19 protein-coding genes are annotated in these 13,314 nt (G+C 27.0%); 5 read left to right on the plus strand and 14 right to left on the minus strand.

Annotation, left to right across the window (positions count from 1 at the left end):
• Positions 1 to 2: 2 nt before the first annotated feature.
• The 3 genes from P4S50_RS14890 to P4S50_RS14900 form a co-directional block, all read right to left on the minus strand.
• Positions 3 to 284: a hypothetical protein gene (locus P4S50_RS14890; RefSeq protein ID WP_277731595.1), complete on the minus strand. Its 282-nt coding sequence runs from the start codon at positions 282 to 284 to the stop codon at positions 3 to 5.
• A 377-nt stretch (positions 285 to 661) separates the two neighbouring features.
• A complete protein-coding gene (locus tag P4S50_RS14895) occupies positions 662 to 1,072 on the minus strand; it encodes a TMEM14 family protein (RefSeq protein WP_277731596.1) in 411 nt (136 codons plus the stop codon).
• 25 nt (positions 1,073 to 1,097) lie between these two features.
• Positions 1,098 to 1,322 carry an SHOCT domain-containing protein gene (locus P4S50_RS14900; RefSeq protein ID WP_277731597.1) on the minus strand — a complete coding sequence of 75 codons (225 nt, stop codon included), beginning with the start codon at positions 1,320 to 1,322 and terminating at the stop codon, positions 1,098 to 1,100.
• A gap of 386 nt (positions 1,323 to 1,708) precedes the next feature.
• Here P4S50_RS14900 and P4S50_RS14905 point away from each other — a divergent pair, with 386 nt between their 5' ends.
• On the plus strand, positions 1,709 to 2,134 hold the full coding sequence (locus P4S50_RS14905) for a SoxR reducing system RseC family protein (protein ID WP_277731598.1): 426 nt from the start codon (positions 1,709 to 1,711) through the stop codon (positions 2,132 to 2,134).
• A gap of 80 nt (positions 2,135 to 2,214) precedes the next feature.
• On the opposite strand, the gene P4S50_RS14910 is transcribed toward P4S50_RS14905, so the two are convergent.
• From P4S50_RS14910 to P4S50_RS14935, 6 genes are all read right to left on the minus strand, one after another.
• Entirely contained in the window at positions 2,215 to 2,424 is a 210-nt protein-coding gene (locus tag P4S50_RS14910) for a heavy-metal-associated domain-containing protein (protein ID WP_277731599.1), read from the minus strand.
• Between the two features lie 61 nt (positions 2,425 to 2,485).
• Positions 2,486 to 2,614 carry an LDCC motif putative metal-binding protein gene (locus P4S50_RS14915; RefSeq protein WP_277731600.1) on the minus strand — a complete coding sequence of 43 codons (129 nt, stop codon included), beginning with the start codon at positions 2,612 to 2,614 and terminating at the stop codon, positions 2,486 to 2,488.
• A gap of 136 nt (positions 2,615 to 2,750) precedes the next feature.
• Positions 2,751 to 3,437 (minus strand): FMN-dependent NADH-azoreductase, encoded by a 687-nt coding sequence (locus tag P4S50_RS14920; RefSeq protein WP_277731601.1) that lies wholly within the window; start codon positions 3,435 to 3,437, stop codon positions 2,751 to 2,753.
• A 60-nt stretch (positions 3,438 to 3,497) separates the two neighbouring features.
• Positions 3,498 to 4,130 carry a DsbA family oxidoreductase gene (locus tag P4S50_RS14925; protein ID WP_277731602.1) on the minus strand — a complete coding sequence of 211 codons (633 nt, stop codon included), beginning with the start codon at positions 4,128 to 4,130 and terminating at the stop codon, positions 3,498 to 3,500.
• Positions 4,131 to 4,356: 226 nt separating this feature from the next.
• Positions 4,357 to 4,803: a MarR family winged helix-turn-helix transcriptional regulator gene (locus tag P4S50_RS14930; protein ID WP_277731603.1), complete on the minus strand. Its 447-nt coding sequence runs from the start codon at positions 4,801 to 4,803 to the stop codon at positions 4,357 to 4,359.
• Between the two features lie 129 nt (positions 4,804 to 4,932).
• On the minus strand, positions 4,933 to 5,649 hold the full coding sequence (locus P4S50_RS14935) for an alanyl-tRNA editing protein (protein ID WP_277731604.1): 717 nt from the start codon (positions 5,647 to 5,649) through the stop codon (positions 4,933 to 4,935).
• 165 nt (positions 5,650 to 5,814) lie between these two features.
• Here P4S50_RS14935 and P4S50_RS14940 point away from each other — a divergent pair, with 165 nt between their 5' ends.
• The 4 genes from P4S50_RS14940 to P4S50_RS14955 all read left to right on the plus strand — a co-directional run bounded on the left by P4S50_RS14940 (position 5,815) and on the right by P4S50_RS14955 (position 8,014).
• Entirely contained in the window at positions 5,815 to 6,378 is a 564-nt protein-coding gene (locus tag P4S50_RS14940) for a helix-turn-helix domain-containing protein (protein ID WP_277731605.1), read from the plus strand.
• A 109-nt stretch (positions 6,379 to 6,487) separates the two neighbouring features.
• Complete coding sequence (locus P4S50_RS14945; RefSeq protein ID WP_277731606.1) at positions 6,488 to 7,075, plus strand: L,D-transpeptidase family protein; 588 nt, start codon at positions 6,488 to 6,490, stop codon at positions 7,073 to 7,075.
• A 211-nt stretch (positions 7,076 to 7,286) separates the two neighbouring features.
• Positions 7,287 to 7,775 (plus strand): DUF2975 domain-containing protein, encoded by a 489-nt coding sequence (locus P4S50_RS14950; RefSeq protein ID WP_277731607.1) that lies wholly within the window; start codon positions 7,287 to 7,289, stop codon positions 7,773 to 7,775.
• 14 nt (positions 7,776 to 7,789) lie between these two features.
• Positions 7,790 to 8,014, plus strand: a complete 225-nt coding sequence (locus P4S50_RS14955) for a helix-turn-helix domain-containing protein (protein WP_277731608.1) — start codon at positions 7,790 to 7,792, stop codon at positions 8,012 to 8,014.
• A 121-nt stretch (positions 8,015 to 8,135) separates the two neighbouring features.
• Here P4S50_RS14955 and P4S50_RS14960 read toward each other — a convergent pair whose 3' ends face one another.
• From P4S50_RS14960 to P4S50_RS14980, 5 genes are all read right to left on the minus strand, one after another.
• Positions 8,136 to 8,744: a class I SAM-dependent methyltransferase gene (locus P4S50_RS14960; RefSeq protein WP_277731609.1), complete on the minus strand. Its 609-nt coding sequence runs from the start codon at positions 8,742 to 8,744 to the stop codon at positions 8,136 to 8,138.
• 22 nt (positions 8,745 to 8,766) lie between these two features.
• Entirely contained in the window at positions 8,767 to 9,297 is a 531-nt protein-coding gene (locus tag P4S50_RS14965; protein ID WP_277731610.1) for an ECF transporter S component, read from the minus strand.
• A 160-nt stretch (positions 9,298 to 9,457) separates the two neighbouring features.
• Entirely contained in the window at positions 9,458 to 10,330 is an 873-nt protein-coding gene (opp4C, locus tag P4S50_RS14970) for an oligopeptide ABC transporter permease (RefSeq protein ID WP_277731612.1), read from the minus strand.
• Positions 10,331 to 10,344: 14 nt separating this feature from the next.
• Positions 10,345 to 11,307, minus strand: coding sequence for an ABC transporter permease (locus tag P4S50_RS14975; RefSeq protein WP_277731614.1), 963 nt, complete (start codon positions 11,305 to 11,307; stop codon positions 10,345 to 10,347).
• Between the two features lie 75 nt (positions 11,308 to 11,382).
• Positions 11,383 to 13,062, minus strand: coding sequence for a peptide-binding protein (locus P4S50_RS14980; RefSeq protein WP_277731615.1), 1,680 nt, complete (start codon positions 13,060 to 13,062; stop codon positions 11,383 to 11,385).
• Between the last annotated feature and the right edge of the window lie 252 nt (positions 13,063 to 13,314).

Below are 13,314 nucleotides of genomic sequence, written 5' to 3' on the forward strand. Positions count from 1 at the left end.
TACTAATCTAATTTATTTTCACAATAAGGGCATACATTCCATGTTTCATGTATATTTGATTTACAAAAAGAGCATTTTTTTTCTTCTTTTTTAAAATACATTATAAAGACTAATGCTATAATCGCTATTACAGCCAAATAATATAATCCCATATATCTTAATCCATGCATACCACTACCACACATTCCACTACTATATAAAAAATAGTTTTGATTATAATACAATGATATAAATAACAAAGCAATACATGCAGTTATTCCAGTTATAAATGTTTTTTTCTTCATAGTCATCCCTTCCTAGTCTAGAATATATAATATATTTTAAGCAATTATTGTACCAAATATATTGTGTTTGTAAGTTTTCCTACATTAATTGATTTATATCCTACATACCATGCAAAAACTAATTTTATTTTGACTACACATTTTTTTATCTCATAAAATATAAAATAGATATTACCATTACGCCCATAGCTAATAATGTGAATTTTAAAAAATTTATTATTTTATTATAACTACTTTCCTTTCGATACTCCATTGCAATGCCTCCCTATTTTTAAGTCTATTGTGTTAAATCCACTAAAGATTGTAGTATATAAATCAGTACTACTTAATTATCCATAATTAAACCCAGCATATTAAAAATATACTGGGTTTATAAATTAAAAACTTCCCATCATATTATTATTGTATCCATGGCATGATTCTGATCCACCCATAGCATTATGCATTTCTATCATATCTTCTCTGCTAATAGATTCCATCCTATTTGCCATAGATTCATACCCACCTTTTCTCATGATTTCAATCATTTTTTGATAATCATCATCTGTCATGTTATTCATAAATTCATCCATTGCTTCATAATCTTTCTTTTCTAAAGTTTTTGCTACATCTTTAAAATCATTTTTCTTCATAATTTTGATCATTTCTTTTTCATCTAATTTTCCTTCAATTCTTGCTTTGTTTTCTTCTTTAACAAGGTTAGGTTTTGAGTTAGCATATGCAAAACCTGTTATACCTCCAACCATTAAAATTCCTGATAATACAAATACGATACCTCTTTTTTTCATAATTCTCCACTCCTTTTTATTATTTTTAATTTTTATTGCTAAGAATTTCTCTCTTTTTGTTATATTCTTCTTCGTCTATTTGACCATTTGCATATCTTTGATTTAATATTTCTATACCAGTATTACTTTTTTTATAATTCTTTTTAATCATATCTGCAATAAACCACACAACTCCTATAATAAATAAAAATCTTAGTCCCATATATAAAAAGCTCCATGGCCCTCCTAATGTATATCCACAACCAAACATATCTAATCCTCCTTATATTAGTTTTATTTATATACCTAGCAATAATAATGCCAAATATTATAATATGTTTAAATTACCAAACGACAAATTTAAAATTTTATTTTATACTTGATACTTGTCTTAATATAATCATCCAAAAGAAGTAAACATATTTTAGTTATTAAATAAGCACTCACGATTATTTCTATTAATTGTAGGTTTTGACACAGTTATTGTGGCATATTATCTATTTTTTTAAATACCTAATGATTATTTTTATTTTAATTCTTCTTATTATTAAGTATGTTTATTTTTATAGGTTTCACTTTTGGGGCATACATTCTTTTTATATTTTATTGACTTGGCATAATTTTTGCATATAAACTTATATAGAGAGGAGTGTTTTTATGGAAAACGTAGGAAGAGTTATAGAAACAAAAGATAATTTTGCAAAACTAGAAGTAAGAAGAGCAAGCGCATGTGGTGAAAAATGCTCTAGCTGTAAAGGTGGATGCAGTACTACTGGAATATATATAAATATAGAGAATACTATAAATGCTAAATCTGGTAATTTTGTCAAAATCGAAACAGAAACAAAATCTATTATGAAGATAGCCTTTATAGTCTACCTACTTCCTTTATTCATGCTTATATTAGGTATTTTCTCTAGTTCTTTTATTTATAATCAATTTAACATCACCTTTTCATCAGAAGTATTTAGTCTTTTAGTTGGATTACTATTTATGGGTATATCTTGTATAATAATTAAGCTTGTAGACTTAATGTATCAATCTAAAGGAACTCTTCAGTATAAAATGATAAAAAAATTATAATTTTTCTATAGAAAAAAAGATGCAGTTAATTTAAAAATTTAAATTAACTGCATCTTTTTTAATTTATTAGTTTTTAACTTTTAGTCTATCGATACCACTTCATAACCAGCCTCAATAACTGCTTCTTTTAATGTTTCATTATCTACTTCATTTGTCAATTCTACCACTGCTTTTTTTTCTTCAGCACTCACCTCAGCACCTTTAACTCCATCTATACTCTGTAGCTCTGTTTTTACTCTACCTGCACAATGTCCACAACTCATTCCTTCAATATTAATAACTTTTTTCATTTAAGTAGCCTCCTTTTTATTTTATATTTATTAGATTCAAACAATTTATAACTGAATCCTTTTATTGTTTCTTGTTATGAATATTATTGCCTTTTTTATTTAAATCACAACAGTCTAATTTTGCATTACCAAAATTCTCTTTGTTAGCTTGTTCTAACTTTTTTAAAAATTTTTCAAATAATTTTTTCATGATTATCACTTCCTAATTTATAATATATAATTTATTCAAAGCAATAATCATGCCATTTTATAATCACATAAAAAAAGAATAGGATTTTAATCCTATTCTTCTCATATATTTATAAAGTCACTCTCTTATATTATTTTTAAAAGTTTTTTACAACTTCTCTAACTTTTTGAACTGCTTTATTTTTAATCTCATCTGATGGAATTTGCTGCATAGAAGTTCCTTCAATTAATATTGATTCAACTGATTCTATACCTATATACCCTAGTACAGATTTAATATAACTATTTCCAAATTCTAAATTCTTAGCTGGTCCTTCTGAGTAAATTCCACCTGAAGCTTGAATGTGTACTGCTTTTTTATCTTTCAAAAGCCCAACCGGTCCATTTTCAGTATATTTGAAAGTTTTCCTTGCAATAACAACAGTATCGATATACGCTTTCATTTTTGGTGGTATTGATAAATTCCACATAGGGTTTACAAATATATACTTATCTGCTTCTATAAACTGATCAGTAAACATATTTATTTTTCCTACACCTTCTTTTTCAGTATCTGATAATTCATCAAATCCTTTACCACTTTGAAGTTTTTCCCATCTACTAAATACATCTTCATCAATATAAGGTATATCAATATCATAAAGATTAATCTCTATAATCTCATCATCAGGATTATTTTGTTTATATAGATTTATAAATTCTCTACCTGCTGTTAAACTAAAGGATTTCTCTTCTTTCTTTGGATTAGATGTTATATATAATACTTTTTTCATCTCACTACCATTCCTTTCTTTCTTAAAAATTTTTTTTATTTTGTCAAACATTTTACCACTCTCTTTCTAGTTATTAATTAATCTTCATATATTATTTTTTTATTAAAATTACTAATAATTTTTAATAATTAATTCTTTTAAATCATTATATTTTAAAGCACCAGATATCTTTTGTTCACTATTGATAATAAGTGTAGGAACTGAATTAATCCTTTTTTGTTTAGATAGTTTAATGTCGTCTTCAACCATTTTCATTACAATTTTACTGTTATAATCATTAATAAATTTTTCTTTATTAAGCCCTACTTTAGATGCAATATCATATAGAACTTCTAAATCAGCGATATTTCTTGCCTCTGTAAGGTGAGCTTTTTGTACAAGGTCAAAGTAATCCCAATGAACTTTTTGCCCTCCTTGAAGTTCTGCTGCTTTACAACCCAAAAGTCCAGGCAATGAGTGAGGATAATCAAAATTTCTAGATTCCATTAAGTCAGCATTTATTCTATTATTATCATCGTTTATATTTGAAGCTCTCCAATGATCCATAATTTCCTTTTTTGCATTTTCCATTGATCCAAACATTCTAATTGTATGCTCAGGACTTTTAGACAAAGCAAATGAATGATGTATAACTTCTACTTCAGGAATCTCTTTAACAAGCTTTCTTAATCTTGGAGATAATATATAACACCATGAACAAATTACATCATGAAAAAATTCTATAGTCACTTTTTTGCTTTTCATATTAACCCCTCCTAATATAAATTTAATATTTTACAACTAATTAGTATTTATTTTTTTGATAACATATACATTTTTTAATATAAAAAGTATATATTAGAGATTTTTATTTTTAATTTTTATAAAAATAACTTATAAAAAGCATTATTACACTTTATTTTTTATAAATTTTCATATTTAATTCATTTTATTTTATTACTAATTAGTTATATTTAGTTAAAAAAAAGAATTATACTCCACTCATTTTTTTCAAAAGCATTATAAGTATTTTTTTCTCTTCTTTTGTCAGTTCATTAAGCATTTCTCTCATTTCTTTCAAATGTTTAGGAAATATATCATCTATTAAGTCTTTACCCTTTTCTGTAATGCTTATTAACGTTGCTCTCCTATCATTAGGATCTGAGAGCCTTTTTATAAAGCCACTTTTTTCAAGGTTGTCTATAACCACAGTCATATTTCCACCAGTCGATAACATTTTTTCAATTATTTCACAGATCCTCAAATCACCTTTATGATACAGCGCCTCAAGTACACCAAACTGAGAAACTGTTAATCCTCCCTCTTTAATACTTTTCAAATTTTTTTTGCTAAACGACTGATTGCATCTGAATAAAGAAATTATAAGAGATAAATTTAAATCATCAATTTCACCATATGATATTTTAACATTATTCATATTCTAAATATACTACTAATTAGTACTATTGTCAACAGAAGTTTTATATTCTTTAAATCAATATACTTATATATAAAAATAGAAGCATTTATTTAGCCTCTATTTTTATATTATTCTATAATTTATAACTTAATCTTCTAACTCAATATATAGTCTTTTATTAATTTTGCCTTTACTTTTATAATCTACGACTTTTATTTTTCCAACCTCACCAGTATTTTTCACATGAGTTCCTCCATCTGCTTGAAGGTCTAATCCTTCAATTTCAATAGTTCTAATTTCATTAATACCTTCTGGAAGAAGATTTATTTTAGTTCTTATTAAATCAGGAATTTGAAATGCTTCTTCTCTTTTAAGTATATTTACGTTTATATTTCTTTTATTTTCTACTTCTTTATTTACTTTTTCTTCTATTTCTTTTATCAAATCCTTATCCAAATTTTCAAATTCAAAATCCATTCTTCCTTTTAACGGCTCCATATTTCCACCAGTTACTTGTGCTTTATAATCTCTCCATACAATTCCACATAGAATATGCATAGCAGTATGAGTTCTCATTAATTTGTATCTATGATCCCAATCAATTTTTCCTATACAGTCCTCATCAATATTAGGAAGTTTTGCATCTATATAATGATATATATTCTTTCCTTTTTTCTTTACTTTCTTAATAACATACTCATTTGTACTTGTTTTTAATAATCCTACATCACAAGGTTGTCCCCCTCCCCCTGGATAAAATGCTGTTTTATCAAGTATAACTGCATTTTCTTCTTTATTTACCTCAATAATTTTACAATCAAATTCCTTTAGATAGCCCTGCTTTTGAAATATTAATTCACTCATTTTTCTTCCTCCTTTTCAAATTCTATTATTATTAATTCTTTAATATTTATATCTTTAATTCTATAATCATCTATCAATTCATGATAGAATAATGCTATAATATATTTGTTTCGCTATAGTATACAACAAAACACTATAGTGTACAATGTTTTTTTGGAGGGTTTTATGGAAAATTTAAATATTCTGATTGGAAATAATTTAAGTAGAATGCGTAAAGAAAGAAGTTTTAGTTTAGATCAAGTATCACAATTAACAGGTGTAAGTAAAAGTATGTTATCTCAAATAGAAAAAGGACAAAAAACACCTACTGTAACTACCTTATGGAAAATTGCCAGTGGTCTTAATATATCATTTTCAATGTTGATGGACGATAAAAAACCATCTGTACATCTTGTGTCTTGCAATAACTTAAATCCGCTAATAGAAGATGATGGAAAATACAAGACTTTTCCTTTTTTACCTTTTAATGAAGATACAAAATTTGAAGTATTTAAAATGGACCTTGAGCCAAGATGTGTTCATAATTCAAACCCTCATACACAAGGTGTTAAAGAGTATGTATTTGTATCAAATGGATGTTTACAAATTGAAGTTAATGGTATTACTTATAAAGCATGTAGCGGAGAAGCATTAGTTTTTTCAGGAGATGTATGCCATACTTATAAAAATGATACCTCTGAAGTGGCAAGTACATTTGTATTAATTTTTTACCCTAACAATCATATCTAATATAGTGATTAAACAAATGAATCTGTTAATACCTATTCAAAACATTGGCTGTGTGGAAGACAACATAAATTTTGTATAATTGTTAATAAGAGGAGGAAATAAAATATTTATGAAAATTTTAAAAATGAATAAAATTACAGGAATATTTTTAGTATTTGTTTTTATCTTTTATATTTTCTTAACCTATCTATCAATGAATTCTGAAGATACTATTGAAACAATGGAAAATGAACCACAAAACACTTTAATAAAGATATTTAAAAAAGAAAGATTATTAGAATTGTACGTTGATGGTCAATTAATTGATAAATTTAATATAGGCCTTGGTTCTTCTCCTATAGGAGATAAACATAAAGAAGGAGATAAAAAAACACCTGTTGGAAAATATTATATTTGTACTAGAAATGATAAAAGTAAATTCACTCTTTTTTTAGGAATAAGCTATCCTAACATAGAAGATGCTAAAAAGGGATTAGAAGATGGGTTAATAGATCAAACCATATTTGAAAAAATAGAAAAAGCAAATAAGAAAGAAATACAACCCCCTTGGAAAACTCCCCTCGGAGGAGAAGTTGGAATACATGGAGGTGGAAGTTCTTCAGACTGGACTTGGGGTTGCATAGCATTATCTGATAAAGATATTAAAAAACTTTGGAAATATGCTAAATTAAAAACTCCAGTTGAAATTTATGAATAACGGTAAAATAGTTTTCAAATAAACATATTTTGATTTTAGATTATCTGCCTAGATTTCGTACAAGTGAGATCTAGGTTTTTTTATCCTATTGTCTGAATAATATTTCAATTCGGATGACAATTACATATCGATTGACTTTTATTTTTTATTGACAAACGATAAATTTTTATTTACTATAGTAATACAAATAAAAAGAATCGAGGTTGATAAAATGAAAAACAATTCTAGTTCTAAAATTTTAAATATAGTTGTAACTTTAGGAATATATATTACTTGTATCCTTCTTTTAGGAACTCCATTTATTACTACAGCATTTTTTAAAAGTCAATTTTCATTGTTAGATCACGGCTTAGTAATAGCTGTTACTATTTGTATTTATTTATGTGCAATTCCATATGTTATGTCTTTATTTAAATTAAAAAAACTTTCTAGTTTGGTTATAAAAAATAATCCTTTTTCTATTGAAAGCGTTAAATCGCTAAAAGTTATTTCTATATGCTCTTTTAGTGAAATCATTATTTTTATTGGATGTGTAAAATATTTAGAACACTCAGTTGAATTCTTCAAGTATATTGTTTTTGGAGGTCCAATTATTGTAGTTAGTTTTATTTGTGTAACAATAGGATTTTTATGTCTAGTATTATCACAATTATTTGAGATAGCTATACAAATCAAAGAAGAAAATGATAAAACAATTTAGAAAGGAATGTTGATATGCCAATTATAGTAAATATAGATGTAATGATGGCCAAAAGAAAAATTAATTCTACCCAACTTTCAGAAAAAATGGGAATAACTATGGCTAATCTTTCTATTCTAAAAAATAACAAAGCAAAAGCAGTTCGTTTTTCTACACTGGAATTATTATGTAAAATATTAAATTGTCAGCCTGGTGATATCCTAGAATATGTAGATGAAGATGATGAAAGATTAAAATAATAGAATTTTTATACTAAAGATAAGAACTTACACAGAATTCAGTTGGAGTAAAAACTCCATCTGAATTAAGTTTCACTTTATCTATGTTCTATAATATAAAATTACATACATTTACAAAATATTAAATTCGAGAATTGATTTTATTTATTAAAATCAAATACATATCTTTATTATCAATCCCATCAATTATATTTAATCCTTCATTTTCAAATATTATTTTTTGAGTTTTTAAATCTATTAATTTATCTTCTGAAACAATATCATCTGCTTGTTTATGTATTTTATTAATATCCTCTTTACTTTGAGAATGAAATATTAAAAGGCTTCCATTTTCTCGTAAATTCTTATTTACAAGTTTTTTTATAGTTCTTGTCTTATTTTCAAAATGAGGAAATACACTGTAGCAAACTATCAAATCAAATTTTTCTTCTATAGTATCTATTTCTACATTTAAATTGAAAAAGCTAACTCTATTGTTGTCTTTAAATTTATCTTCAGCTATAAGAAGCATTTTTTGAGCAACATCTACAGCCATTATTTTCCCTTCTTCTTCTATTCTTTCTATTAAAAAAGGAATCATAACTCCTGTTCCTGTCCCAACATCTAATATTTTACTTCCTTTTTTTATATTTGTTTTATCTAAAGCATAATTTATTTTATCATTGTCAACATATATGATTTCATCCCACTTGCTAGCCATGGTATTAAAAAAATCTACTTGTGATTTCATAAATTCTCCTTTCAAATAGTACTTACTTCAATGAATATACCGAATCTTTTTTTAAAGATTTACTTAATATATGCAGTAAAGTCGGTATAAATATAAGCTGAATTACAATTCCAGGAAGACCTGTTACTAACCCTGTTTTAATCCAAATCATAGGGTTAAGCTTTTTAAATCCCAATGCATTAGCCATTATATATACTGTTAAAAATCCTCCTGCTCGTCCACAAATCATTGATAATATCAAGCTCATTAGAGTATTTAATTTAACTCTATTAAATAATATACCTGATATTAATCCATATAAGCTAAGTTCTACTACCATTATTGGAAGTACTGGAATCATCGGCGGCATACCTGTAATAATACTACTAATAATAGGTGTTATTAGTCCAACTAAAAATCCATATTCCCCTCCTAATAAAAAACCTGCTAATAAAACAGGTATATGCATAGGTAAAAATACTGGTCCTCCCATATTTACCATATGAAATATCATAGGAATTAAAACCCCTAGTCCTACAAGAAAACCTCCTAATACAATTTTTTTAGTTTTCATAAAAATCCCCCTTTTGCAAAAAAATAAGCCATGAGGTAAAAGAAATTTTTATTTCTTTAAAACCTTCATGGCTTCATTTACTTATTTTGGTATTTTATTTATATTGAAAATATATCATATTAATGTTTTAGAATCAATATGTTTTTATTTTTTATTTTATTTATAATTCAAGCTTAGGATCTAATGCATCTCTTAGTCCATCTCCTATAAAATTTATAGATAGTACTGTTAACAAAACAAGAATTCCTGGAGGAAGCCAGAGCCACCACTGAGATTGCAATGCTCTCATATTTTGAGCTGCTGCAAGCATATTACCCCAGCTGGGTTGAGGAGGTCTAACTCCCATTCCTAAAAAGCTTAAAGCTGCCTCTGAAAGTATACCATCCGCTATTGAAATAGTTGAATATACTATAATAGGAGATATTATATTAGGAATTAAATGCTTGATTATTATCCTCACAGGTGTTGCTCCTAAAATTTTTGCAGCTTGTATAAATTCTCTTTCCTTTAATGCAATTACCTCTGCTCTTACTATTCTTGCAAGTTTTGTCCATGAAAGTATTCCAATTATAATAACTATATTCCATATGCTAGGGCCTAATATTGAAGCCATGGCAATAGCTATTACAAAAAAAGGAAAACACATTATTATATCCACTATCCTCATTATAATCTTATCAACTATTCCACCACAATAGCCCGAAATCACACCAAGTAATATCCCTATAACAAGCTGAATAACTGTAGCAGCAACTCCAACTGTTAACGATACCCTTCCTCCATATACAAGTCTTGTAAAAACATCTCTACCTATTTCATCGGTTCCAAGTATATGATCTTCACTCGGCTCACACTCAATACTGTATAAATCAATATCATCAACCTTATAATCTGTAAACATTGGTGCACATACTGAAAAAAAAGTTACTAAGATTAAAAATAACAAACCAAATATAGCTAATTTATTTTTTTTAATCTTCATAATGGCTATTTTTCGTGGTGTTAGAATTTCCTTACTATCACTTGCCTGCATATATTTCACCTCAATTAATCATAACGTATTCTAGGATCTGCTACTGCATATAATATATCTGCTAATAAATTTGAAAAAAGTATTATTATAGAAAGTATCATAAGTATCCCCATAATAAGTGGATAATCTCTATTTAATACAGCTTCGTAATTTAATCTTCCTATACCAGGCCATACAAATATGGTTTCTGTAAGCAGTGCTCCTGAAAATAAAGACGGTATTTGAATACAAAGTATTGTTATTATAGATATTAGTGCATTTCTAAATCCATGCACACATATAACCACACCTTCACTTAATCCTTTTGCTCTTGCAGTTCTAATATAATCTTGATTTATTACTTCAAGAATTGATGATCTTGTATATCTCATGATCATAGCTAGGTTTAAAAATGATAGTACAATTACAGGTAAAACCATGTGCTTAACCACATCTACTATCCCCTTTATACCTGTATAATACTTTCCTACAGTTGTCATTCCGGATACAGGAAATATTTTCAAGTCAAAGGAAAACCATTTTATCATAAGTAATCCAAAGAAAAACGAAGGAATAGATATTCCTATAAAAGATATAATAGTGACAATATAGTCAAATATTGAATACTTCTTAGTTGCTGATATTATTCCCGCGGGTATTGCAATGCAGATACTTAATATCATAGAAACTGAAGCCAAAATAAAAGTATTCCATATTCTCGAATTTATAACATCTATAACTGGAGCTTTGTAATGTATTGAATAACCTAAATCTCCATGCAATATCCTTTTAATCCATTTTATATATTGAATAGGCAAAGAATCATAGTATCCAATTTCTTTTAACATATTTTCATAAACTTCTTGAGAAATATTTGGATCTATCATTGTTGAGTATGGATTTCCAGGCTGCATATGAACTAATGTAAAAACTATAATAGAAATACCTATTAATACTACTATTAATGTTAGAATTCTTTTAACAAGATATTTTAGCATTTGATGCACCTCTTAAATTTTATATTTACATAAAAGAAAGGTGATATAAATATCACCTTTCTTTAGATTTAATTATTATTCATATATAGTCCAATTTTCAGCATCAAATAAGTCTAAATGCGTTGTTGGATTAAAATTCTCTAAGTTAGGATTATATGCAATTCTTGTATTTTGGCAGAAAAGATATACCCAAGGTAATTCCTCATTCATCAACTTAGCAAATTTTTCATATACTTGTTTACGCTCATTCATATCTAACGTAGATAATCCTTGTTCCATAAAACTATCAGATTCTTGATTCTTTAAACCAGATATATTCCAAGCATATACTCCTTTTTCATCTGATGCTGCACTTGAATGCCAGTATGGTTTTGGATCTGGATCTAAATCTAAATTATTACCCATTAAATATAATTCAAATTCATGATTTCCAACAACTTGGTCCATAAGAGTAGAGAACTCCAAACTTGATAATTCTACTTTAATTCCAATTTCTTTTAAACTAGCTTGAACAATAGGAGCTATCTGTTCTCTTGTTTTATTTCCTGTAGGATATTTTAATTCCACTACAAACTCTTCATTTTTATTATTTTCAACTATTCCATTACCATCCTTATCTTCCCATCCAGCTTCTTTTAATAACTCTTTTGCTTTTTGGATATTGTAATCATAATGATTTAATATATCAGATTTTGGATAAGCCCAAGAAGAAGGAAGCATTGGTGTATTAACAACTACTCCATTACCTTCTATTAATTTTTCAACCATAAGTTTACGATCTATAGCATACATAAATGCTTGTCTTACTTGTTTATCTTGAAATCTTTCATCTCTTAAGTTGAATCCCATATATTGAATAAGTTTATTTGGATATGACTTTATTTTAAATCCTTCATTTTCTAGTAATTCTATATCCTTAGCTTTTAACGATGTAACATCTGCTATATCTATAGTTTTATTAATTAATTCAGCTTGTGCTGTATCTTGATTAGTTACTTTAAATATAAATGTTTTAGTTTTTGCTGTTTGTCCATAGTACTCATCGAATCTTTCTAATTCAACGTATTGTCCTGGCTCAAACTTTAACATTTTATAAGGTCCACTACCAACAGGATTATTTAATAATTCATTACTTTCTTTCCATTTTGCTATAGGAACTTCTCCCCAAACATGCTTAGGAATTATTCCTTCAAATCCTATATTTAAAAGTCCAGGAGAATAAACCTTCTCAAATTCAAATTTTATTGTATTTTCATCTAATACTTTGATTCCCTCTATCGATTTTGCTTTTCCCTCATGATAATCTTTTGCACCCTTTAAACGCTCAACATTACCATATCCTGCTCCTGCATAATCTTTATCTGCCATTGCCTCAAATGTAAAAGCAATATCTTGAGCTGTTACAGGCTTACCATCATGCCATTTTGCATCTTTTTTTATATGAAACGTAAATGATAAATTATCATCTGATACTTCATATTTTTCAGCCAAATCACAAACTAACTCTCCATTTTTATTAAATTTAAGTAATGAAGAATAAGTCAAATCTATAACATAATCATCATATGTAGTATCATTTAATAATGGATTAAAAACCCCTGTTGGTGAACTCCAAATGGCATAAACTAACTTATCTTTTATTTGTTTCTTATCACCTTCACCTTGGTCCTCAGATGTACTACTACATCCAGTTAGTAAAACCATAAATGTCATAATAGATGCAAATAATACAAATAATATTTTATTTTTTTTCATATTCAGCCCTCCTATATCAGTGAATAAAGTATAAAAGACTAATTGTATTTCCTATTTATCCGAAAGCTAAGAATTGTAATACTCCATCATCTTAAGGCTGAAGATAAAAACTCTACAGCTTCTGGATTAGTTTCCCCATAGGGCAATTTAGCTGGAGTAAAAACTCCAGCTAAATTAAATTCCACTTTATTCCCATGATAAATTCTAACATAATTAAAGAAACTGCAAAAATAGAAATTTTCTATAGTACTT

Source organism: Tepidibacter hydrothermalis (assembly GCF_029542625.1).
Lineage (GTDB): Bacteria > Bacillota > Clostridia > Peptostreptococcales > Peptostreptococcaceae > Tepidibacter_A > Tepidibacter_A hydrothermalis.